The organism is Streptacidiphilus sp. ASG 303 (genome assembly GCF_020991365.1).
Classification (GTDB): domain Bacteria; phylum Actinomycetota; class Actinomycetes; order Streptomycetales; family Streptomycetaceae; genus Peterkaempfera.
The window spans coordinates 44,560-66,291 of sequence record NZ_JAJLRA010000007.1; the positions used below are offsets into that span (position 1 = coordinate 44,560).

General features: G+C 76.1%; 17 protein-coding genes. 16 read left to right on the top strand and 1 reads right to left on the bottom strand.

Translation table 11 applies throughout. The features are described from left to right. The first annotated feature begins 113 nt into the window (after nucleotides 1–113). The 12 genes from uvrC to LO771_RS12020 all read left to right on the top strand — a co-directional run bounded on the left by uvrC (nucleotide 114) and on the right by LO771_RS12020 (nucleotide 14,125). Complete coding sequence (gene uvrC, locus LO771_RS11965) at nucleotides 114–2,186, top strand: excinuclease ABC subunit UvrC (protein ID WP_230651142.1); 2,073 nt, start codon at nucleotides 114–116, stop codon at nucleotides 2,184–2,186. Between the two features lie 130 nt (nucleotides 2,187–2,316). After that, nucleotides 2,317–3,201, top strand: a complete 885-nt coding sequence (rapZ, locus tag LO771_RS11970; protein ID WP_308188893.1) for an RNase adapter RapZ — start codon at nucleotides 2,317–2,319, stop codon at nucleotides 3,199–3,201. Between the two features lie 79 nt (nucleotides 3,202–3,280). Beyond that, a complete protein-coding gene (gene yvcK / locus LO771_RS11975) occupies nucleotides 3,281–4,339 on the top strand; it encodes a uridine diphosphate-N-acetylglucosamine-binding protein YvcK (protein ID WP_374228152.1) in 1,059 nt (352 codons plus the stop codon). Next, nucleotides 4,330–5,310, top strand: coding sequence for a DNA-binding protein WhiA (gene whiA, locus LO771_RS11980; protein WP_230651145.1), 981 nt, complete (start codon nucleotides 4,330–4,332; stop codon nucleotides 5,308–5,310). The genes yvcK and whiA overlap by 10 nt, the downstream gene beginning before the upstream one ends. A gap of 294 nt (nucleotides 5,311–5,604) precedes the next feature. After that, nucleotides 5,605–6,276: a YoaK family protein gene (locus tag LO771_RS11985; protein WP_230651148.1), complete on the top strand. Its 672-nt coding sequence runs from the start codon at nucleotides 5,605–5,607 to the stop codon at nucleotides 6,274–6,276. A gap of 171 nt (nucleotides 6,277–6,447) precedes the next feature. Continuing rightward, entirely contained in the window at nucleotides 6,448–8,265 is a 1,818-nt protein-coding gene (gene dacB, locus LO771_RS11990; RefSeq protein ID WP_230651151.1) for a D-alanyl-D-alanine carboxypeptidase/D-alanyl-D-alanine-endopeptidase, read from the top strand. Nucleotides 8,266–8,396: 131 nt separating this feature from the next. Then, on the top strand, nucleotides 8,397–9,752 hold the full coding sequence (locus LO771_RS11995) for a hypothetical protein (RefSeq protein ID WP_230651154.1): 1,356 nt from the start codon (nucleotides 8,397–8,399) through the stop codon (nucleotides 9,750–9,752). Nucleotides 9,753–10,026: 274 nt separating this feature from the next. Continuing rightward, nucleotides 10,027–11,031 carry a type I glyceraldehyde-3-phosphate dehydrogenase gene (gene gap / locus LO771_RS12000; RefSeq protein ID WP_230651156.1) on the top strand — a complete coding sequence of 335 codons (1,005 nt, stop codon included), beginning with the start codon at nucleotides 10,027–10,029 and terminating at the stop codon, nucleotides 11,029–11,031. Between the two features lie 183 nt (nucleotides 11,032–11,214). Next, nucleotides 11,215–12,420, top strand: coding sequence for a phosphoglycerate kinase (pgk, locus tag LO771_RS12005; protein WP_230651160.1), 1,206 nt, complete (start codon nucleotides 11,215–11,217; stop codon nucleotides 12,418–12,420). A 6-nt stretch (nucleotides 12,421–12,426) separates the two neighbouring features. Then, nucleotides 12,427–13,221 carry a triose-phosphate isomerase gene (gene tpiA, locus LO771_RS12010; RefSeq protein WP_230651162.1) on the top strand — a complete coding sequence of 265 codons (795 nt, stop codon included), beginning with the start codon at nucleotides 12,427–12,429 and terminating at the stop codon, nucleotides 13,219–13,221. A 98-nt stretch (nucleotides 13,222–13,319) separates the two neighbouring features. Continuing rightward, complete coding sequence (gene secG, locus LO771_RS12015) at nucleotides 13,320–13,553, top strand: preprotein translocase subunit SecG (RefSeq protein ID WP_230651165.1); 234 nt, start codon at nucleotides 13,320–13,322, stop codon at nucleotides 13,551–13,553. A 284-nt stretch (nucleotides 13,554–13,837) separates the two neighbouring features. After that, nucleotides 13,838–14,125 carry an RNA polymerase-binding protein RbpA gene (locus LO771_RS12020; RefSeq protein ID WP_230651620.1) on the top strand — a complete coding sequence of 96 codons (288 nt, stop codon included), beginning with the start codon at nucleotides 13,838–13,840 and terminating at the stop codon, nucleotides 14,123–14,125. Between the two features lie 230 nt (nucleotides 14,126–14,355). On the opposite strand, the gene LO771_RS12025 is transcribed toward LO771_RS12020, so the two are convergent. After that, the gene (locus LO771_RS12025) at nucleotides 14,356–15,774 is read right to left on the bottom strand and encodes a histidinol-phosphate transaminase (RefSeq protein ID WP_230651167.1); all 1,419 of its coding nucleotides are present in this window, start codon (nucleotides 15,772–15,774) and stop codon (nucleotides 14,356–14,358) included. A 482-nt stretch (nucleotides 15,775–16,256) separates the two neighbouring features. Between LO771_RS12025 and LO771_RS12030 the strand changes: the two genes are divergently transcribed. The 4 genes from LO771_RS12030 (at nucleotide 16,257) to pgi (ending at nucleotide 21,651) form a co-directional block, all read left to right on the top strand. After that, nucleotides 16,257–18,824, top strand: coding sequence for an ATP-binding protein (locus tag LO771_RS12030; protein WP_230651170.1), 2,568 nt, complete (start codon nucleotides 16,257–16,259; stop codon nucleotides 18,822–18,824). After that, entirely contained in the window at nucleotides 18,821–19,249 is a 429-nt protein-coding gene (locus tag LO771_RS12035; RefSeq protein ID WP_230651173.1) for a roadblock/LC7 domain-containing protein, read from the top strand. Before LO771_RS12030 ends, LO771_RS12035 begins: the two co-directional genes overlap by 4 nt. Continuing rightward, nucleotides 19,246–19,638 carry a DUF742 domain-containing protein gene (locus LO771_RS12040; protein WP_230651176.1) on the top strand — a complete coding sequence of 131 codons (393 nt, stop codon included), beginning with the start codon at nucleotides 19,246–19,248 and terminating at the stop codon, nucleotides 19,636–19,638. Before LO771_RS12035 ends, LO771_RS12040 begins: the two co-directional genes overlap by 4 nt. Before the next feature lie 354 nt (nucleotides 19,639–19,992). Next, on the top strand, nucleotides 19,993–21,651 hold the full coding sequence (gene pgi / locus LO771_RS12045; RefSeq protein WP_230651179.1) for a glucose-6-phosphate isomerase: 1,659 nt from the start codon (nucleotides 19,993–19,995) through the stop codon (nucleotides 21,649–21,651). The last annotated feature ends 81 nt before the right edge of the window (nucleotides 21,652–21,732 follow it).

The window sequence follows — 21,732 nt, forward strand, 5'->3', positions numbered from 1 at the left end:
GTCCCGCGCCCGGCCCGTCCGCCGGGCGCGTCCGCCGGGCGCGTCCGCCCGGTCCGTCCGCCGGGCCCGTCCGCGCCGCCCGGGATGTCCTCCCCAGTCGGTACGGTGGGGGCATGGCCGACCCGTCGACGTACCGCCCCGCGCCCGGGCAGATCCCGGACTCCCCGGGTGTCTACAAGTTCCGCGACGCCCACGGGCGGGTGATCTACGTCGGGAAGGCCAAGAGCCTGCGCTCCCGGCTCTCCTCGTACTTCCAGGACCTGGCGAACCTCCACCCCCGCACCGCCACCATGGTCACCACGGCCGCCGCCGTCGAGTGGACCGTGGTCGGCACCGAGGTGGAGGCCCTCCAGCTGGAGTACACCTGGATCAAGGAGTTCGACCCCCGGTTCAACGTCAAGTACCGCGACGACAAGAGCTATCCGTCGCTCGCGGTCACGCTGAACGAGGAGTTCCCCCGCGTCCAGGTGATGCGCGGGCCGCACCGCAGGGGCGTGCGCTACTTCGGCCCGTACGGCCACGCCTGGGCCATCCGCGAGACCGTCGACCTCCTGCTGCGGGTCTTCCCCGTGCGCACCTGCTCCGCGGGCGTCTTCAAGCGCGCCGGGCAGGTCGGCCGCCCCTGCCTGCTCGGCTACATCGGCAAGTGCTCCGCGCCCTGCGTCGGCCGGGTCACCCCCGAGGAGCACCGGGCGCTCGCCGAGGACTTCTGCGACTTCATGGCCGGCCGCACCGGCGCCTACGTGCGCCGGCTGGAGGATCAGATGAAGGAGGCCGCCGCGGCGATGGAGTACGAGCGCGCCGCCCGGCTGCGCGACGACATCGGCGCCCTGCGGAGGGCGATGGAGAAGCAGGCCGTCGTCCTCGCCGACGGCACCGACGCCGACGTCCTGGCCCTCGCCGAGGACGAGCTGGAGGCCGCCGTCCAGATCTTCCACGTCCGCGGCGGCCGCATCCGCGGCCAGCGCGGCTGGGTCACCGACCGGGTCGAGGACGTCGACACCCCGGGGCTGGTGGAGCACGCCCTCCAGCAGCTGTACGGCGGCGGCGACGAGGCGGTCCCGAAGGAGGTGCTGGTCCCCGCGCTGCCCGAGCCCGTCGAGCCGCTGGCCGACTGGCTCACGGACCTGCGCGGCGCCCGCGTCGACCTGCGGGTGCCACAGCGCGGCGACAAGAAGGACCTGATGGCCACGGTGCAGCGCAACGCGCAGCAGACCCTGGCCCTCCACAAGACCCGGCGTGCCTCGGACCTCACCACCCGCAGCGTGGCCCTCCAGGAGATCGCCGACGCACTCGGCCTGGACTCCGCCCCGCTGCGCATCGAGTGCTTCGACATCTCCCACCTGCAGGGCGAGGACGTGGTCGCCTCCATGGTGGTCTTCGAGGACGGCCTGGCCCGCAAGGGCGAGTACCGGCGCTTCGCCATCAAGGGTTTCGCCGGCCAGGACGACGTCCGCTCCATGCACGAGGTGCTCACCCGCCGCTTCCGCCGCTACCTCCAGGAGCGGCAGGAGACCGGCGAGTGGGAGGCCCCGGATCCCGGCGCCCCCGGGCACGGCGACCCGGGGGGCGGCGGTGCGCCAGGGGCCGACGGCGCGCCAGGGGTCGACGGCACGTCCGGGGCCGACGGCGGCGCACCCGCGTCCGGCCCGATCGACCCGGAGACCGGCCGGCCCCGCCGCTTCGCCTACCCGCCCCAGCTCGTCGTGGTCGACGGCGGGCAGCCCCAGGTCGCCGCCGCCAAGCGGGCCCTGGACGAGCTCGGCATCGACGGCGTGGCCCTGTGCGGCCTCGCCAAGCGGCTGGAGGAGGTCTGGCTGCCGGACGAGGACGACCCGGTGGTCCTGCCCCGCACCAGCGAGGGCCTGTACCTGCTCCAGCGGGTCCGCGACGAGGCCCACCGGTTCGCCATCTCCTACCAGCGCACCAAGCGCTCCAAGCGGCTCACGACGGGCGGCCTGGACGAGGTGCCGGGCCTCGGCGAGACCCGGCGGCAGGCGCTGCTGAAGCACTTCGGGTCGCTGAAGAGGCTGCGCGCCGCCACCGTGGAGGAGATCTGCGCGGTGCCGGGCGTCGGCCGGCGCACCGCGGAGGCCGTTGCCGCCGCGTTGGCGTCCCGTACACCCGCCGCTCCCGCCGTGAACACCTCCACGGGGGAGATCATCGAAGACCAGGAGGCGCGATGACGGCCGACGCCGCCCGTCCGCTCCACGGTGCCCCCGGGCGGTCCCGCGTCACCCTCCCGGGTGAGAGAGGGAAGCCCCGGGGCGTCCGGCGCGTTCTCCTCAGCAGAACCACCGAAAGCGGGGAAGAACAGTGACTGTGTCCGGTGCGGGGGAGAACGTCCCCGAGCTGGTGATCATCTCCGGCATGTCCGGGGCGGGCCGCAGCACGGCGGCGAAGTGCCTGGAGGACCTGGGCTGGTTCGTCGTCGACAACCTGCCGCCGTCCCTGATACCGACCATGGTCGATCTCGGCGCCCGCTCCCAGGGGGCGGTCGCGCGCATAGGCGTGGTGGTGGACGTCCGCGGCCGCCGCTTCTTCGACGACCTGCTGACCTCGCTGGAGGAGCTTGAGCGGCGCGGCGTGCGCCTGCGGGTGGTCTTCCTGGAGGCCTCCGACGACGCGCTGGTCCGCCGCTTCGAGAGCGTCCGCCGCCCGCACCCGCTGCAGGGCGACGGCCGGATCGTCGACGGGATAGCGCGTGAGCGCGACCTGCTGCGGGAGCTCCGCGGCGAGGCCGACCTCGTGATCGACACCTCCAGCCTCAACGTCCACGAGCTGCGGGCCAAGCTGGACGCCCAGTTCTCCGGCGAGGGCGAGCCGGAGCTGCGCGCCACGGTCATGTCCTTCGGCTTCAAGTACGGCCTGCCGGTCGACGCCGACCTGGTGGTGGACTGCCGCTTCCTGCCCAACCCCCACTGGGTCCCGGAGCTGCGCCCCCGCACCGGCACCGACGACGAGGTCGCCCGCTACGTCTTCGACCAGCCCGGCGCGAAGGAGTTCCTGGACGGCTACTCCGAGCTGCTGCGCATCGTCACCGCGGGCTTCCGACGGGAGGGCAAGCGGTACATGACGCTTGCCGTAGGCTGCACCGGCGGGAAGCACCGGAGTGTCGCCATGTCGGAGCGCCTGGCCAAGCGGCTGATAGCGGACGGCGTGGAGACGGTCCTGGTCCACCGCGACATGGGACGGGAGTGACCGCAGCGACCCTCCCGCCCCGGGCCGGTCCGGTCCGGGGCGGCGGGCCGCCCGGTCGGCGGAGGAACGTGGGGCACGTGTGACGGGACACTCTCCGGGGCGGCAGCTCCAGCGCAGGGCTGCCGACCGGGCGCAGGGAGGTGCCCACAGGGCCGCCGCTCCCAGGATCGTCGCGCTCGGCGGCGGGCAGGGGCTCTCCGCGTCGCTGTCCGCGCTGCGCAGGCTCACCGCGAACCTGACCGCCGTGGTCACCGTCGCCGACGACGGCGGCTCCAGCGGCCGGCTCCGCGAGGAGCTGGGCGTGCTGCCCCCGGGCGACCTGCGCAAGGCGCTCGCCGCGCTCTGCGGCGACGACGAGTGGGGCCGCACCTGGTCCGAGGTCATCCAGCACCGCTTCACCAGCGACGGCGAACTGCACGGCCACGCGGTGGGGAACCTGCTCATCGTGGCGCTGTGGGAGAAGCTCGGCGACCACGTCGCCGCCCTGGAGTGGGTGGGGCGGCTGCTCGGCGCCCACGGCCGGGTCCTGCCGATGTCCGCCGTGCCCCTGGACATCGAGGCCACCGTGCGCGGCCACGACCCGGCGCGCCCCACCGAGACCGGGACCGTCCGCGGGCAGGCCCACGTCGCGGTGACCCCGGGGACGGTGCAGTCCATCCGGCTGCTCCCCGAGGACCCGCCGGCCGTCCCGGAGGCGGTGGCCGCCGTCCTGGACGCCGACTGGGTGGTCCTCGGCCCCGGGTCGTGGTTCACCAGCGTGCTCCCGCACCTGATGGTGCCGGAGCTCGCCGAGGCGCTGCTCGCCACCAAGGCGCGGCGGCTGCTCACCCTCAACCTCGCCCCGCAGCCGGGCGAGACGGAGGGCTTCACCCCGCAGCGGCACCTGGAGGTGCTGGCCCACCACGCCCCGCGGCTCTCCGTGGACGCGATCCTGGTGGACGAGGGCGCGGTGACCGGCGGCGCCTTCGGCGACGCCGACCTGCCCGGTCTTGAGAAGGCCGCCGGGCGGATGGGCGGCGAACTGGTGCTCGACCGCGTGGCGGCGGCGGACGGCACCCCGCGACACGACCCCGAGCTCTTGGCCGCCGCGTACGACCGGATTTTCCGGACACATGGAAGGATCGGCGCATGGCGATGACGGCAGCGGTGAAGGACGAGATCAGCCGGCTCCCCGTCACCCGGACCTGCTGCCGCAAGGCGGAGGTGTCGGCGGTCCTGCGGTTCGCGGGTGGTCTGCACATTGTGAGCGGACGCATCGTGATCGAGGCGGAGCTGGACACCACCTTTGCGGCGAGGCGGCTGAGCAAGGACCTCCTGGAGATCTTCGGCCACTCCTCGGAGCTCGTGGTGATGGCCCCCGGCGGCCTGCGGCGCGGCAGCCGGTTCGTGGTGCGCGTGGTCAAGGACGGCGACCTGCTGGCGCGGCAGGTCGGGCTGGTGGACGGGCGGGGACGGCCGATCCGGGGCCTGCCCCCCGCGGTGGTCTCCGGCGCCACCTGCGACGCGGAGGCGGCCTGGCGCGGCGCGTTCCTGGCGCACGGCTCGCTGACCGAGCCCGGCCGGTCCTCCTCCCTGGAGATCACCTGCCCCGGCTCCGAGGCCGCGCTCGCCCTGGTCGGCGCGGCCCGCAGGCTCGGCATCGCCGCCAAGGCCCGCGAGGTCCGCGGCGTGGACCGGGTCGTGGTGCGCGACGGCGACGCCATCGGCGCGCTGCTCACCCGCCTCGGCGCCCACGAGGCGGTCCTCGCCTGGGAGGAGCGGCGGATGCGCCGCGAGGTCCGGGCCACCGCCAACCGGCTGGCCAACTTCGACGACGCCAACCTGCGCCGTTCCGCCCGCGCGGCGGTCGCGGCCGGGGCCCGGGTCCAGCGGGCGCTGGAGATCCTCGGCGAGGAGGTCCCCGAGCACCTGGCGGCCGCGGGCCGGCTGCGCATGGAGCACAAGCAGGCGTCCCTGGAGGAGCTGGGCTCGCTCGCCGACCCGCCGCTGACCAAGGACGCCGTCGCCGGCCGCATCCGCCGCCTGCTGGCCATGGCCGACAAGCGCGCCCAGGAGCTGGGCCTGCCCAGCACCGAGGCCAATCTGACCGAGGAGATGGTCGCGGGCTGAGCCCGCGCCCTGCCCGTCCGCCCGGTGCGGCCGCACCGGGCGGACGGGCCGCCGGGCCGCCGGGCCGTCCCGGGGCGGACCCCCGCGACGGCCCGCCCCGCGTCGACCGCCCCGCCCGGCCGCGCACCCCCCGCCGCGCCGGCACGTCCGCACGGAACGGCCGCACCGCCCGCCCGCCCGGCCGCGGCCGGCCCGGCCCCGGACGGCGCTCCCGGCGGGTCCGCCCGGAATCCGGACGGGACCCGGCGCGGACCGCCCCGACCCGCCTCCCGCGACCGAAGGGACGGTGCCGCCGTGCCGGAGTTCCGGTCCGACCCGCAGGTCGCCGCCCTGCTGGCGCTCACCTTCGTCAGCGGGGTGCTGGACGCCGTCAGCTTCCTCGGCCTCGGCCACGTCTTCACCGCCAACATGACCGGCAACCTGCTCATCCTCGGCTTCTCCGCCGCAGGTGCCCCCGGCTTCTCGGTCGGCCGGTCGCTGACCGCGCTCACCGGCTTCGTCCTCGGTACCGCCGTCGGCGGCCGCCTGGCCGCGGGGATGGCGGACGGGCCCCGGCACCGCTGGGTCGGCACCGCGCTCGCCGCCGAGGCGGTCCTCGTCTCCGTCGCGGCGGCCGTCGCGGCGACCGCGGCGGGCCGGACCGCCGAGCACGCCGTCGTCGCGGTCCTCGCCCTGGCGATGGGCATCCGCAACGCCACCGTCCGGCGGCTCGCCGTGCCCGACATGACCACCACCGTGGTCACCAGGACCCTCACCGGCCTGGTCGCGGACTCCTCCCTGGCGGGCGGCTCCAACCCCCGGGCGCTGCGGCGGGCCGGCGGCATCCTCGCCCTCGTGGCGGGCGCGGCCGCCGGGGCCTGGATCCTCCCGCACCACGGTGCGGCCGCGGGCCTCCTCCTCGCCGCCGTCCTGGCCGCCGCCGTCGCGACCTCCCACACCGCCTGGGCGCACCGCGCCGCCCGGTGACCGCGGGGCCGGCCCCGGCCCGATCGCGGCCCGATCCCGGTCCGACGAGTCCGGCCGCCCCGGCCGCGCCGTCTCCGCCCCGGCCGCGCCGCCTCCGCCCCGGCGGCACCGCCTCCGTCCGGCGGCCGTGTCCGGATTGCCGGACCTGCGGCGGTTACCTAACGTCGAGGGATGAGGACTCCCCGCATCCGGGGCCCCCGTCGGCCGGGACGGCGGGCCAGGGCCGCAGCCGTCACCGCCGTGCTGGCCGCCGCCGCCCTCCCGGCGGTCGCCGCCGGGCCCCTGGCCGCCGGGCCGGCGGGTGTCACCGCAGGCGCCCCCGCGGACGGTCCGGGGGGCGGCCTCCCGACGGGCCTCGACCCGCGGATCACCGCGATCACGGAGAAGCCCGCCTACCGGCACGCCCACTGGGGACTGCTGGAGGAGGACCCCGCCGACGGCCGCGTCCTGCACGCCGTGGCGGCGGACGAGTTCTTCATCCCCGGCTCCGCCGCCAAGCTCTTCACCGTCTCCGGCACCTGGCACACCCTCGGCGGCGACCACCGCTTCACCACCCCGGTCCACGCCGTCGGCACCCGCGCCGGCTCCGCCCTCCACGGCGACCTGGTGCTCGTCGGCCGGGGCGACCTCACGATGGGCGGCCGCACCAGGCCGGACGGCACCGTCGACTACCGCGCCGTCGACCACACCTACGCCGACTCCGTCCCCGGTGCCGAGCTCACCCCCGAGGACCCGCTCGCCGGGATCGACGACCTCGCCCGCCAGGTCCGGCGGTCCGGCATCACCCGCGTCACCGGCGACGTGGTCGTCGACGACCGGCTCTTCACCGCGTACCCGGAGCTCGACCCCGCCCCGGCGCCGCTCATCGTCAACGACGACGTCATCGACCTGCTCACCACGCCGGGCAGCGCCCCCGGCCGCCCCGCCGTCCTCAGCTGGCGCCCGCAGGTGGCGCCGTACCGGGTCACCTCCACCGTGCGGACGGCCGCCGCCGGCACGCCCGCCGACGTCAGCGTCTCCGCCTCGCCCGACGGCACCCGCATCACCCTCTCCGGCACCGTCCCCGCCGGCGGCGCGCCCGTCCTGCGGGTCTCCCCGGTGAAGGACCCGGCCGCCTTCGGCCGCACCGCGTTCGTCGAGGCCCTGCGCCGTGCCGGGGTCTCCGTCGCCGCCCCCGCCACCGGTCCCAACCCGGTCCGCCGCCTGCCGGCCTCGTATGCGGGGGCGCCGCGCGTCGCGGCCCACGTCTCACCCGTCTACTCCGAGTACGCGAAGCTGATCCTGAAGACCAGCCACAACCTCGGCGCCAACCTGGGCATCTGCCTCATGGCGGCCGCGGCCGGGAAGCACGGCTGCATCGACGGCTTCCCCGTGCTCACCCGGTTCCTGCGCACCGCCGGGGTCGACCCGGCGCAGGTGCAGCTGCTGGACGGCCGGGGCGGCAACCCCGTGGACCGGGCCACGCCCGCCGCCCAGACCCGCATCCTGCGGTACTGGCTGGGGACCCCCGACGCCGACCGGTTCCGCCGGGCACTGCCGCTGCTGGGCGTGGACGGCACCCTCGCCGGCTCGTGCACCGCCTGCCCGGCCCGCGGCAGGGTCTCCGCCAAGACCGGGACCGTCGCCGGTTTCGACGCGGTCAACCAGGGCCTGGCCGTCGGGGCCGAGACGGTCGCGGGCTACCTGGACGCCGGCCGCGGGCGGCGGCACACCTTCTACGTCGGCGTGAACGGGGCGGCCGTCCGGGACATCCAGGGGCTGCTGGCGGTCGCCGACGACCTCGCCCGGATCTCCGCCCTGCTCCAGGAGGACGCCGCCGGGCCCCCCGTCGGCCGCGCCCTGGGCCCACGGGAGGCGGCCCGGCCCCCGTCCCGGTGGGACGCCGCCGCGCTCCCGTCCCGGCCGGCGACCGCGGTCCGGCTCCCGTCCGGGGCCCGGTCCCGGCTCCCGTCCCGGACGTCCGCCGCCGTCTGCCCCCCGGCCCGGTGAGTCGCGGCGCCGCCCCCGGCCCGACGGACGGCCTCACCGACGGCCCGCCGGACGGCTCCCGAGCCGTCCGTCCGGACCCCGCCGTCCGCCCTGGGAGGAGTCGCGCCCCCCGGACCGGGTACGGGAGAGCTGTGAGAACCGGTCGGCCGGTCCCGGTCCAGGCGCTCCTGGCCGTGCTGCTCGCCGCCGTGGCGGCGCTGCTCGGCCCGGTGGGTGCCGCACGGGCCGCCACCGGCACCGGTGAGATCGCGGCCGCGCTGCGGCGCGACCCCGTCTACGTCGACCCCGCCGTGCGGGGCCGGCTCTCCGCGGCGGACACGGCCGCCCTGTCCGCGCGGATCCGGGAGAGCGGCGTCCCCGTCTTCGTCGCCGTGCTGCCCGACGACCCGGCGTACGGCGGGAACGCCGTCTTCGACCGGCTGCGCACCGCGGTGGGCCGGCCCGGCGTGTACGCGGTCGCACTGGGCTCCCGGTTCGGCGCCGCCTCCGACTCCTCGGTGCTGCCCGGCCGCACCGCGCAGCAGCTCGCCGCCCGCAACGTGCGGGAGCACCGCGGGCAGCCCGCCGCCATCCTCGACGGCTTCGTCGCCGACGTCGAGGCGTCCCTGCAGGGCGGCGGCGCCCCGCGGAGCGGCGGGGGAGGCGGCGGAGGGGGCGGCGGGCTGCTGGTCGGCGTGCTGGCCGCGGCCGCCGTCGCGGGCGGCGGACTGCTGCTGGTCCGCAGGGCCTCGCGCCGACGGCGCCGCGAGGAGGAGCGGGCCGCGCTGGAGCAGGTCCGCGGCGCCGTCGACGAGGACATCACCTCCTACGGCGAGACCCTCGACCGGCTCGACTTCGACCCGGCCGCACCCGGTACCGGCCCGGAGATGCTGGACGACTACCGCACCGCCCTGGACGCGTACGAACGGGCCAAGCAGGCGCAGGCCGCGGCCGCCCGCCCGGAGGACGTCAGGGCCGTGACCGAGGCGCTGGAGGAGGGCCGGTTCGCGCTCGCCCGCCTCGACGCCCGCCGCACCGGCCGCCCGCTGCCCGAGCGCCGTCCCCCCTGCTTCTTCGACCCCCGGCACGGCCCCTCCGTGCGGGACGCCGACTGGGCGCCGCCCGGCGGCGCCGTCCGCCCGGTGCCGGTGTGCGCGGCGGACGCCGTCCGGATCGAGGACGGCCTGGAGCCGGTGTCCCGCACGGTGCCTACGGCCGGGGGCCGGGTGCCGTACTGGGAGGCGGGCCCGGCGTACGCGCCGTGGAGCGCGGGCTACTTCGGCGGCTACGGGTCGATGCTGCTGCCGGGCCTGCTGGTCGGCACCGCGCTGGGCGGGAGTCTGGGCCCGTGGGGGTACGGCGACGGCGGCTTCTCGGGCGGCCTCGGCGACGGCGGGGGAGACGGCGGCGACGGCGGCGACTTCGGGGGAGGCTTCGGCGACGGCGGGGGCGGCGGTGACTTCGGGGGCGGCTTCGGCGGCGGTGACGGAGGGGGCGGCGGCTTCTGACCGGACCGCCCGGCGGGGCGCGCCGGTCCGGCGGACCGCCCCCGCCGTCCGGTCCCCGGCCCTCCCGTGCGTGCCCGAACGGGCCGTGCCCGCACGGCGCGGCGAGGGGTGCGGGGCGGGCCCCGGGGCCCCGTCCGGCGGGCCGTACGGCCCCGTCGGCCCGACCGCGTGTGCTGCCGGACACGTGGGCGAGGTAGGGTCGTACTCGGTCGGGGACATCCCAAATCCACCCCGTCGGCTCAACGTCCGGCGTACCTAACGAGGAGATCGGTTCGTGACGATCCGGGTAGGCATCAACGGGTTCGGCCGCATCGGCCGCAACTTCTTCCGTGCGGCTCTGGCCCAGGGCGCGGACATCGAGATCGTCGGTGTCAACGACCTGACCGACAACGCGACCCTGGCGCACCTGCTCAAGTACGACACCATCCTGGGCCGCCTCGACGCCGAGGTCACCCACTCCGGTGACAGCATCACCGTCGGCGGGAAGACCTTCAAGGCGATCGCCGAGCGCGACCCGGCCGCCCTCCCGTGGGGCGAGCTCGGCGCGGACATCGTCATCGAGTCCACCGGCATCTTCACCAAGGCCGAGGCCGCGAAGAAGCACATCGCCGCCGGTGCCAAGAAGGTCATCATCTCGGCGCCCGCCTCCGACGAGGACATCACCATCGTGATGGGCGTCAACGAGGACAAGTACGACGCCGCGAAGCACCACGTCATCTCCAACGCCTCCTGCACCACCAACTGCGTGGCGCCGATGGCGAAGGTGCTGCTGGAGAACTTCGGCATCGTCAAGGGCCTGATGACCACGGTCCACGCGTACACCAACGACCAGGTCATCCTGGACTTCCCGCACAAGGACCTGCGCCGCGCCCGCGCCGCCGCGCAGAACATCATCCCGACCTCCACCGGCGCCGCCAAGGCGACCTCGCTGGTCATCCCGGAGCTCAAGGGCAAGCTGGACGGCATCGCCATGCGCGTCCCGGTCCCGACCGGCTCGGTCACCGACCTGGTGGTCACCCTGGAGCGCGAGGTCACCAAGGACGAGGTCAACGCCGCCTTCCAGAAGGCCGCCGAGGGCCAGCTCAAGGGCATCCTGTCCTACAGCACCGACCCGATCGTCTCCTCGGACATCGTCAACTGGCCGGCCTCCTGCACCTTCGACTCGCCGCTCACCATGGCCCAGGGCAACCAGGTCAAGGTCATCGGCTGGTACGACAACGAGTGGGGCTACTCCAACCGCCTCGTCGACCTGACCGCCTACGTCGGCGGCCGGCTCTGACACCCGCGGGCTGACGCGATGTGAGGGACGGGGCCCGGACGGCGCGCACGGCGCGCGTCCGGGCCCCGTCCCCTGTCCCGCCCGCGCACGCGGGCGCACCGCACCCTCAGCGCACCGCCCGGCGGCCCGCCGCAGCGCCGCCGTCCTCTCCGCACCTCGGCACCGCCATCAGGAGACCCCACCGTGAAGACCCTCGACGACCTGGACGTCGCCGGCAAGCGGGTGTTCGTCCGCGCCGACCTCAACGTCCCGCTCTCCGGTGAGACCATCACCGACGACGGCCGGATCCGCGCCGTCGCCCCCACGATCGCCAAGCTGGCGCAGTCCGGCGCGAAGGTGGTCGTCGCCTCCCACCTGGGCCGCCCCAAGGGCGCCCCGGACCCGCAGTTCTCCCTCGCGCCCGTCGCCCGCCGCCTGGGCGAGCTCCTCGGCCGCGACGTCGTCTTCGCCGCCGACACCGTCGGCGACAGCGCCCGGGCCGCCGTGGCCGCGCTGGCCGACGGCCAGGTGGTGCTGCTGGAGAACCTGCGCTTCAACCCCGGCGAGACCAGCAAGGACGACGCCGAGCGCGGCGCCTTCGCCGACGCCCTCGCCGCCCTGGCCGACCTGTACGTCGGCGACGGCTTCGGCGCCGTGCACCGCAGGCACGCCTCGGTGTACGACCTGCCGGCCCGGCTGCCGCACGCCGCCGGCCAGCTCGTCACCGCCGAGGTCGGCGTCCTCAGGCGCCTCACCGAGGACGTCGCCCGCCCCTACGCGGTGGTGCTCGGCGGCTCCAAGGTCTCCGACAAGATCGGCGTCATCGAGAACCTGCTCGACAAGGCCGACCGCATCCTCGTCGGCGGCGGCATGGTCTTCACCTTCCTCAAGGCCAAGGGGTACGAGGTCGGCTCCAGCCTGCTGCAGGAGGACCAGATCCCGGTCGTGCAGGAGTACCTGGAGCGGGCCGAGAAGGCCGGCGTGGAGTTCGTCCTCCCCGTCGACGTCGCCGTCTCCGCCTCCTTCCCCGACGTCAAGGGCGGCGCCCCGGTCGAGGACTTCGAGGTCGTGCCCGCCGATGCCATGCCCGAGGGCAGGCTGGGCCTGGACATCGGCCCGGAGAGCGGCCGGCTGTTCGCGTCCAAGCTGGCCGACGCCGCGACCGTCTTCTGGAACGGCCCGATGGGCGTCTTCGAGCACCCCGCCTTCGCCGAGGGCACCAAGGCCGTCGCGCAGGGCCTGCTCGACAGCCCGGCGTTCACCGTGGTCGGCGGCGGCGACTCCGCCGCGGCCGTCCGCACCCTGGGCTTCGACGAGAACGCCTTCGGCCACATCTCGACCGGCGGAGGGGCCAGCCTCGAGTACCTCGAGGGCAAGACGCTCCCCGGCCTCGCCGCACTGGAGGACTGAACCACCATGAGCGACACCACCCCCCGCACCCCGCTGATGGCGGGCAACTGGAAGATGAACCTCAACCACCTCGAGGCCATCGCCCACGTCCAGAAGCTCGCCTTCGCCCTCACCGACAAGGACTACGACGCGGTCGAGGTCGCGGTGCTGCCGCCCTTCACCGACCTGCGCTCGGTGCAGACGCTCGTCGACGGCGACAAGCTCCGCATCCGCTACGGCGCCCAGGACGTCTCGGCGCACGACGGCGGCGCCTACACCGGCGAGGTCTCCGGGCCGATGCTGGCGAAGCTGAAGTGCACCTACGCGGCGATCGGGCACTCCGAGCGCCGCCAGTACCACGGCGAGGACGAGCCGCTCGTCAACGCCAAGGTCAAGGCCGCCTTCCGCCACGGCATCGTGCCGATCCTCTGCGTCGGCGAGGGCCTGGACGTCCGCAAGGCCGGCAACCAGGTCGCGCACACCCTCGCCCAGGTCGACGGCGCCCTGGAGGGCGTGCCGGCCTCCGACGCCGAGCGCGTCGTCGTCGCGTACGAGCCGGTGTGGGCCATCGGCACCGGCGAGGTCGCCACCCCCGAGGACGCCCAGGAGGTCTGCGGGGCGATCCGCGCCCGCCTGGCCGAGCTCTACGACGCCGACCTGGCGTCGAAGGTCCGCGTCCTGTACGGCGGCTCGGTGAAGGCCTCCAACGCGGCCGGCATCATGGCGCAGCCCGACGTGGACGGCGCCCTGATCGGCGGCGCGGCCCTGGACCCGGACGAGTTCGTCAAGATCGTGCGCTACCGCGAGCAGGCGGTAGGCTGACGGCCCCAGGCTGTCATACCCTGGCCGTGACACTGTGAGGGGCCGGACCGCCACGGCGGTCCGGCCCCTCGCTCCGGAACGAGAGAGTTGGTCCCGCCGTGATCCTCGGCTTCTCGATCGCCCTGATCCTCTTCAGCCTGCTGATGATCCTGCTCGTGCTCCTGCACAAGGGCAAGGGCGGCGGCCTCTCCGACATGTTCGGCGGCGGCATGTCCTCCTCCATCGGCGGCTCCTCCGTCGCCGAGCGGAACCTGGACCGCATCACCATCGTGGTCGGCCTCGGCTGGTTCGCCTGCATCGTCGTGCTCTCGCTGCTGCTGAAGTACAAGTAGCCGACGGCCCGGCTGCGGAGGAGAACTGACGCACCGTCGCCGCCCCGCCTATCCTGGGGGGAGGGCCGGCCCCGTCCGGGGACCGGCTTTCCCGGAGGCGGTGCGGACGTGCTGCCCGCACCTCCGTACACTGGGACGCCCTTGCCGCCGTCCCGCGGCCGCCCGCGCCTCGCGCCGGGCCCGTCGTGCGGGGGAGGGGCGGGAACGCATCGCACCAGCACGCAGGGAGTCAGACCGTGGCAAGTGGCAACGCCATCCGTGGCAGCAGGGTCGGGGCCGGGCCGATGGGTGAGGCGGAGCGCGGCGAGTCCGCCCCGCGGATCCGCATCTCCTTCTGGTGCGCCAACCGGCACGAGACCCGCCCCAGCTTCGCCTCCGACGCGGCGGTCCCCGAGACCTGGGACTGCCCCCGCTGCGGCTTCCCCGCCGGGCAGGACCAGGACAACCCCCCGGCCCCGCCGCGCACCGAGCCGTACAAGACCCACCTCGCCTACGTCCGCGAGCGGCGGAGCGACGCCGACGGCGAGGCGATCCTCGCCGAGGCCCTCGCCAAGCTCCGCGGCGAGATCTGACCCGACCGCGAGCCGGCGGCGGCCGCCGCGTGCGGACCCGTGCGGCCCGCCCCGGCGGGGCCCGGTCCTTCGGTGTCCGGCCTCTGTGCCCGCTCCGGCGGGGCCCGGTCCGCAGCCGCCGGCGCCGCGGGCCGCCACCGCGGACACCTCCCCCCGGGCGTGTCCGGTGCGCCCGCGGCGCCGTTCCTCCCCCTCCCCTCCCGGGGAGGCCCCCGGCCCCGCGGCGCCCCTCAGCCCTGGGGCGCCGCCGCGTACGGGTACGGGCCGCCCTGCTGTGCCGGGTAGCCGTAGCCGTACCCCGGCGGCATCGCCTGCGGGTGCATCTGCTGCACCGCGATCTGCGGCACGGCCACCTGCGGGATCCCGGCCTGCGGCAGCGGGACCTGCTGCACCTGCGCCGGGTACGCCTGCCCCGCGGGCAGCTGGGGCACGGCGCCCGCAGGCGGCGCGGGCGCCGTCCCCTGGCCGGCGGGCAGCTGCGCCGCCGCGCGGGACGGCGGAAGCGGCGTGCTCGGCCACCCCGGCGCCGCACCCGTCCCGTACAGCACCGCGAGCATCCCGGCCACCAGCCGCTGCTGGTCGTGGACCGGGCGCACCGCCAGCCGCAGGAACCGGGGCCCCATCCCCAGCCGGTCGCCGCACGCGCCGACGGACACGCCGTGCCCGTCGAGGAGCGCCTCGCGCATCCGGGCGCCGTCCACGCCCTCCGGCAGCCGCGTGAGCAGGTAGTTGGCCTGCGAGGGCAGCACCCCGAGCCCCGGCACCGCCTGCAGGTTCCGGAACATCGCCTGCCGGTCGCGGACCACGATCCGCAGGCTCTCGCGGTACTCGGCCATGCGCTCGCGGAGCAGCAGCACCATCGCCTCGGCGAAGGAGTTGAGGTTGCGCGGCGGCAGGGCGCCGCGGATCCGGTGCGCCAGGGCCGGGTTGGCCACCAGGTGGCCCAGCCGCACGCCGGGGAGCCCGGCGTTGCGGCCGAGGCTCCGCAGCACGACCACGTTGGGCCGCAGCACGGCCTGGTCGGCGACCGACGGCTCCTGCTCGGCGTCGGCGAAGTCCACGGCCGACTCGTCCACCACCACGAGGTCCAGGTCGGCGAGGCCGTCCAGCAGCCGCAGCACCTCGCTCCGGGGGAGGTGGGTGCCGTCCGGGTTGTTCGGGTTGCACAGGACGGCGGCCCGGGAGCCGCGCTGCCGCACGAACGCCAGGTAGGCGTCGACGTCCAGCCGGAAGCCGTCCTCCTCGCGGAGCAGGAACATGTCGACCCGCTTCCCGGTCCCCAGCGGCTGGTCGGTCCAGCGGCGCGAGGTGGGGACGGGGACGGCGACGCTCTCGCGCAGCAGCAGGTGGTCGATCCAGGTGACCAGCTCGGTGGAGCCGTTGCCGAGGACGACCGTCTGCGGGTGGAGGCCCAGCGCCGCGCACGCCTCGGCGGTGACGGCCCCCGCGTCCAGGGGGTGGTGGGTCAGGAGGGCGGCCATGCCCTGCCGCAGCCGGTCCATCAGCTCGGGGCCGGGGAAGTACGGGTTGCCGGGTGTGCGGAAGTCGGCCAAGCCGGCGTGCCCGCCGTGCGGGGACGGCGGCGACGGGGACCACGGGGGGCCGGGCGCGCCCTGCTGGGGCGGCGGGACGTCGAGGGCCTGGGACATGGTCCGGGGTACTCCTCCCAGGGGGCGGGCGGCGGCGCCCCGCCCCCGTCGGCGGCTGCGGCGGGGCCCCGGGACGGGAACGGCACCGGGGCCCGGCGCTTCCTACGCGCGGGTACCGGGTGCGGTTCAGCCGCGCGTCCCGGCCCGCCCCGGCCCGCCCCGGCACGCCGGTCCCGCGTCGGTCCTGTGCCGGTCCCGCGCCGGACCGGACCGGGGGTGCGGGCGGCGGGCGCTGCGGGCGCGGTGCGGTGCGGCGTCCGGAGGGCGGCCCGGCTGCGGCCGGGATCGGCGGCCGGGGGCGGCCCGGCTGCGGCCGGGATCGGCGGCCGGGGGCGGCCTCCGGGCCCCCGCCGGAGGCGTTAGGAAACGATTCGGGCAAGGGGAGCTACCGAATGGTCACTTCTTCCCTGCCAAAGGGTACGGTTCTGCGCACTGACGCCGCGGCCCGCCGCCGCGGCCGTGCGCGGCTGTCCGGGGGAAGCATGCATCTGCCTTTCAGGGGTCCGACCATCCGTGCCAGGATCTTCCGCCTGGTCCTCGTCCCCGTGGTCGCCCTGCTGGCGCTCTGGACCTTCGCCGTGGTGTCGACCGTCGGCGACCTGCGGGCGCTGATCAAGGTCGAGGGCGTCTACGGCTGGTTCGGCGCCTCCGTGGACCACGTCGTCGGCGAGGTCCAGGTCGAGCGGCGCTACGCCGCCGAGTACCTGGCCTCCGGCGGCAGTGCGGCGTCGCTCGCCCGCCTGACCACCGCGCAGCACAGCTCCGACGAGGCGGTGCGCGGCCTGCGCACGGCCGTCGCCGACCGGGGCCACTGGGGGGACCTCACCGCGGGTCAGAAGGCCTCCCTCACCGCCATGGTCGCCGCGACCGACCGCCTGACCGCCCTGCGCGCCGAGGTGCTCGGCCGGAAGACCACCTGGGACCGCGCGATCGACGGCTACAGCGCCGTCATCGAGCCCGCGGCCGCCGTGGAGTCCGCGCTGACCGCCCTCCAGGCGGGCCACCTCGCCCGCGAGGTGCAGAACCTCTTCGAACTGGTCCGCGACCGCGAGTTCGTCTCCCGCACCGACGCCATGGGCTCCGCCGCCGCGGCCGCCGGGCGCTTCACCCCCGCCCAGTACCGGGCCTTCGCCTCCACGGTGGAGGACCGCCGGATCTTCTACCGCACCTACGTCCCGACGCTCCCCGCCGACTCCCGCGCCGCCTTCGACGCCTTCTCCCGCAGCCCCGAGTACGCGGCCCTGGAGCGCGCGGAGGACGCGGTGCTCGCAGGCGGACCGCAGGGGGTCCGCCCCGCCGTGGCCCGCTCCGACTGGCGCCCCACCATGGAGCACGCCCTGGGCCGCTACGAGCACCTGGCGAAGGACGCCGGCCACAACTTCGCCGTCCGCGGCCGGTCCTACGCCGACGGCCAGCTCCTCCACGCCGGGATCGCCGGCGGCCTCGGCCTGCTCGCCGTCGTCCTCTCCGTGTGGTTCTCGGTCCGCACCGGCCGCGGCATCTCCCGCAGCCTGGCCGGCCTGCGCGACTCCGCCGACCTGCTGGCCTCCCGCCAGCTGCCCGACGTGGTGCGCCGGCTGAGCGCCGGCGAGCAGGTCGACGCCGCCGTGGAGGCGCCGCCGCTGCCCTTCGGCGACGACGAGGCGGGCCAGGTCGGACGGGCCTTCAACGAGGCCCGCCGCGCGGCGGTGGAGGCCGCCGTCGAGCAGGCCCGGCTCCGCCGCGGCGTCTCCGCGGTCTTCCTCAACATCGCCCGGCGCAGCCAGGCGCTGGTGCACCGCCAGCTCAAGCTGGTCGACGCCCTGGAGCGCCGCACCACCGACCCGGACGAGCTGGAGGCCCTCTTCCGCATCGACCACCTCACCACCCGCATGCGCCGCCACGCCGAGAACCTGATCATCCTCTCCGGCGCGACGCCCGGCCGGATGTGGCGCCGGCCGGTCCCCCTGGTGGACGTGGTCGCCGCGGCCGCCGGCGAGGTGGAGGACTACGCCCGCGTCGTGGTGCCGTCGATGGCCCCCGCGGCCGTCGTCGGGGAGGCCGTCGCCGACGTCGTCCACCTGCTGGCCGAGCTGGTGGAGAACGCGACCGCCTTCTCGCCCCCGGACACCCAGGTCACCCTGCGGACGGGATCGGTGGCCCACGGGTTCGTCCTGGAGATCGACGACCGCGGTCTCGGCATGGACGCCCGGGAGATGGCCGAGGCCAACCGCGCGCTCGCCCGGCCCGACGCCGACGTCGACCTCACCCGCACCGAGCGACTGGGCCTCTTCGTGGTGGGCCGCCTCGCCGGCCGCCACGGCATCGAGGTCACGCTCTGCCGCTCGCCGTACGGGGGGACCACGGCCGTGGTCTTCCTGCCGAAGGCCGTCCTGGCGGACCCCGCCGACCCCGCCGGCCCGGACGACCCGGCCGCCGCGCCCGTCCCCGCGGACACCGCCGGCCCGGTCCCGGCCGGGGCGGGCGCCGGCCTGGCCGCGGTGCCGTCCCGGCCCCGCCCGGACGCGCTCCGCCCCCTGGCGGCCGCGGGGGCGCCCGCCGGGGCCGCACCCGCACCGGCCGCCCGGCCGGTCCGCGCCCTGGCGGCGGTCCCCGCCGTCCCCGCCCGCGCCCCCGGTGCGGCGGAGGAGCCCGCCGCCGCGGAGGCCCCGGCGACGGCACTGCCCCGGCGCGTCCGGGAGGGCGCCGCCCCGGCCGGCCGCCCCGGCGCGGCCCCGCACCCCGACCCCGACCCTGGGCCGGAACCGGACCTGGTCCCGGCCGGCACCGCAGACGCCCCCGCCCGCACCCCCGCCCCCGCCCCCGCCGCGGGACTGCCCCGCCGGGTGCGGCAGGCCAACCTCGCCCCCGGGCTGCGCGAGGAGCCCGCCCGACCGTCCCCCCGCAGTTCCGCCGGGACCGCGACCCCGGAGCAGGTGCGCGCCGTCTTCGGCGCCTTCCAGCACGGACTGGCCCTCGCCCGCGCCGACGACGCCCCGCCGCGCCCCGGCGCGACCGGCGCCCCCGGCACGGCCGCAGCCGACGCCACCGCCGAGGAGGACCACAGATGAGCGCAGCACGCCCCGACCGCGGCCTCGACTGGCTGCTGGAGGACCTGGTCACCCGGACGGGCGCCGTCCGCCAGGCCGTCCTGCTCTCCGCCGACGGCCTCGCCACGGCGGCGTCCACGGGCCTCGCCCAGGACGACGTGGAGCACCTCGCGGCCCTCTGCGCCGGCTTCCACAGCCTGGCCAAGGGCGTCGGCACCCAGTTCGAGGCGGGCGCCGTCCGGCAGACCATGGTGGTGCTCGACGACGCGTACCTCTTCGTCGTCCCGGCGGGGAACGGCAGCTGCCTCGCCGTCCTCGCCGACCCGGGCGCCGACGTGGGCCAGCTCGCCTACGAGACGGCGCTCCTGGTCAAGCGGACCGGCCAGCACCTGCAGACCCCGGCGCGGGCCGCCTCCGCCGGGGCGGCCGCCGAACGGACGCCGTGACCGCGGCCCGCGGCGCCGACGGGCCCGGCGCGCACTGGTTCGAGGAGGAGGCGGGGCCGCTGGTCCGCCCCTACACCTTCACCCGGGGCCGCACCCGGCCGGCCCGCGAGCACGAGCTGGAGCTGATGTCCGTCGTCACGCCGGTCCCCGGCGCCGCGGCGCCGGTGCTGGACCACGCCCGCAGCTCGCTGCTCCGCCTGCTCGGCGGCACGCCGCGCCCGGTCGCCGAGCTGGCGGCCGACGCGGACCTCCCGCTGGGGGTGGTCCGGGTGCTGCTCGGCGACCTGCTGGACGCGGGCCTCGTCCGGGTGGCCCCGCCGCCGCCGCGGACCGGCCGCCCGGACGCGGCGCTGCTGCGCGAGGTGGTCGAGGGCCTGCGCCGCCTCTGACCCGGCGGCGCCCGCCCCCGGCCGTCCGCCGGTCCCGGCCGCCTGCCCACGGCCGCTCCCACGCGCCCGCCCGCCCCGCACCCGCACCCGGATGTCAGCCGCCGTCGAGGTTCCCGCAAACCGCCCGGGGAGCCGGACGGTGTACGAAGGGGGGCCGCGCGTCGCCGGTTCGGCCGCGCGCGGCCGGGCAGGCGGTCCGGGAGGGATCGGGATCGATTAGTTTGTCTTCTGATGTCAGCAGGCCGACCGGGCTGACCAGGGACGACGGCGTCGCTGGCCCGCACACCACGGGCCTGCGCCCCCGCTCCGGCCCGCCCCTGCGCGGTAGAGCCGATGACGAGGAGAAGTGGACGGATGTCCGAGAAGAACACGTACGGCGGCACCCGGCTCGACCGGACGCCCGAGTGGGCCGCCCTGGCGAAGCACCGCGAGGAGCTGGGGGACGCACACCTGCGCCGCCTCTTCGCGGACGACCCCGGGCGCGCCGAGCGGTACACGGTGCAGGTCGGCGACCTGCACCTGGACTACTCCAAGCACCTGGTGACCGACGAGACCCTGGAGCTGCTGCGCGCGCTGGCCCGGGCCCGCGGGGTCGCGGAGCTGCGGGACGCGATGTTCCGCGGCGAGCGCATCAACACCACCGAGGACCGCGCCGTGCTCCACACCGCGCTGCGCGCCCCGCGCGACGCCGTGGTGGAGGTCGACGGCGAGAACGTCGTCCCCGCCGTCCACGAGGTGCTGGACCGGATGTCCTCCTTCGCCGACGCCGTGCGCGGCGGCATGTGGGTCGGCCACACCGGACGGCGCATCAGGAACGTCGTCAACATCGGCATCGGGGGCTCCGACCTCGGCCCGGCCATGGCCTACGAGGTGCTGCGCCCCTTCACCGACCGCTCCCTGACGTTCCGCTTCGTCTCGAACGTGGACGGCGCCGACCTCCACGAGGCGGTCCGCGACCTCGACCCGGAGGAGACCCTCTTCATCGTCTCCTCCAAGACCTTCACCACCATCGAGACCATCACCAACGCCACCGCCGCCCGGCAGTGGCTGCTGGACGGCCTCGGCGGCGACGGCAGCGCGGTGGCCATGCACTTCGTGGCGGTCTCCACCAACGCCGACGAGGTGGCGAGGTTCGGCATCGACACCACCAACATGTTCGGGTTCTGGGACTGGGTGGGCGGCCGCTACTCCTACGACTCCGCCATCGGCCTCTCGCTGATGATCGCGATCGGCCCGGAGCGCTTCCGCGAGATGCTCGACGGCTTCCACCTGGTCGACGAGCACTTCCGCACCGCGCCGCCCGAGGCCAACGCCCCGCTGCTCATGGGCCTGCTCGGCGTCTGGTACGGGCAGTTCTTCGACGCGCAGTCGCACGCCGTGCTGCCGTACAGCCACTACCTCTCCCGCTTCACCGCCTACCTCCAGCAGCTGGACATGGAGTCCAACGGCAAGTCGGTGGACCGCGACGGCGAGCCGGTGGCGTGGCAGACCGGCCCGGTGGTCTGGGGCACGCCCGGCACCAACGGCCAGCACGCGTACTACCAGCTGCTCCACCAGGGCACCAAAATGATTCCGGTGGACTTCGTCGGCTTCGCCCGCCCCGTCGCCGAGCTCGGCTCCCTGGGCGGCCAGCACGACCTGCTGATGGCCAACCTCTTCGCCCAGGGCCAGGCCCTGGCGTTCGGGAGGACCGCGGAGGAGGTCGCCGCCGAGGGCGTGCCCGCCGAGCAGGTCCCGCACCGCACCTTCCGCGGCAACCACCCCTCGACCACGGTCCTGGCCGCGGAGCTCAGCCCGTCGGTGCTGGGCCAGCTGGTCGCGCTCTACGAGCACAAGGTGTTCGTCCAGGGCGCGGTCTGGGGCATCGACTCCTTCGACCAGTGGGGCGTGGAGCTGGGCAAGGTGCTCGCCAAGCGCGTCGAGCCCGCCCTGACCGAGGGCGCCGAGGTGCCCGGCCTGGACGCCTCCACCGCGGCCCTCGTCGCCCGCTACCGGTCCCTGCGCGGCCGCTGACGGACCGCCACCGCCCCTCCTCGGGAGGGGCGGTGGCACACCGGCGGGAGAGCCCCGGGAGGGAACCCCCGGGAGGCAACC

Bases quoted from the DNA above. Each gene is read 5' to 3' on its own strand.
- uvrC (WP_230651142.1), top strand. From the start codon at position 114: ATGGCCGACCCGTCGACGTACCGCCCCGCGCCCGGGCAGATCCCGGAC.
- whiA (WP_230651145.1), top strand. From the start codon at position 4,330: ATGGCGATGACGGCAGCGGTGAAGGACGAGATCAGCCGGCTCCCCGTC.
- dacB (WP_230651151.1), top strand. From the start codon at position 6,448: ATGAGGACTCCCCGCATCCGGGGCCCCCGTCGGCCGGGACGGCGGGCC.
- tpiA (WP_230651162.1), top strand. From the start codon at position 12,427: ATGAGCGACACCACCCCCCGCACCCCGCTGATGGCGGGCAACTGGAAG.
- LO771_RS12020 (WP_230651620.1), top strand. From the start codon at position 13,838: ATGGGTGAGGCGGAGCGCGGCGAGTCCGCCCCGCGGATCCGCATCTCC.
- LO771_RS12025 (WP_230651167.1), bottom strand. From the start codon at position 15,774: ATGTCCCAGGCCCTCGACGTCCCGCCGCCCCAGCAGGGCGCGCCCGGC.
- LO771_RS12030 (WP_230651170.1), top strand. From the start codon at position 16,257: ATGCATCTGCCTTTCAGGGGTCCGACCATCCGTGCCAGGATCTTCCGC.
- LO771_RS12035 (WP_230651173.1), top strand. From the start codon at position 18,821: ATGAGCGCAGCACGCCCCGACCGCGGCCTCGACTGGCTGCTGGAGGAC.
- pgi (WP_230651179.1), top strand. From the start codon at position 19,993: ATGTCCGAGAAGAACACGTACGGCGGCACCCGGCTCGACCGGACGCCC.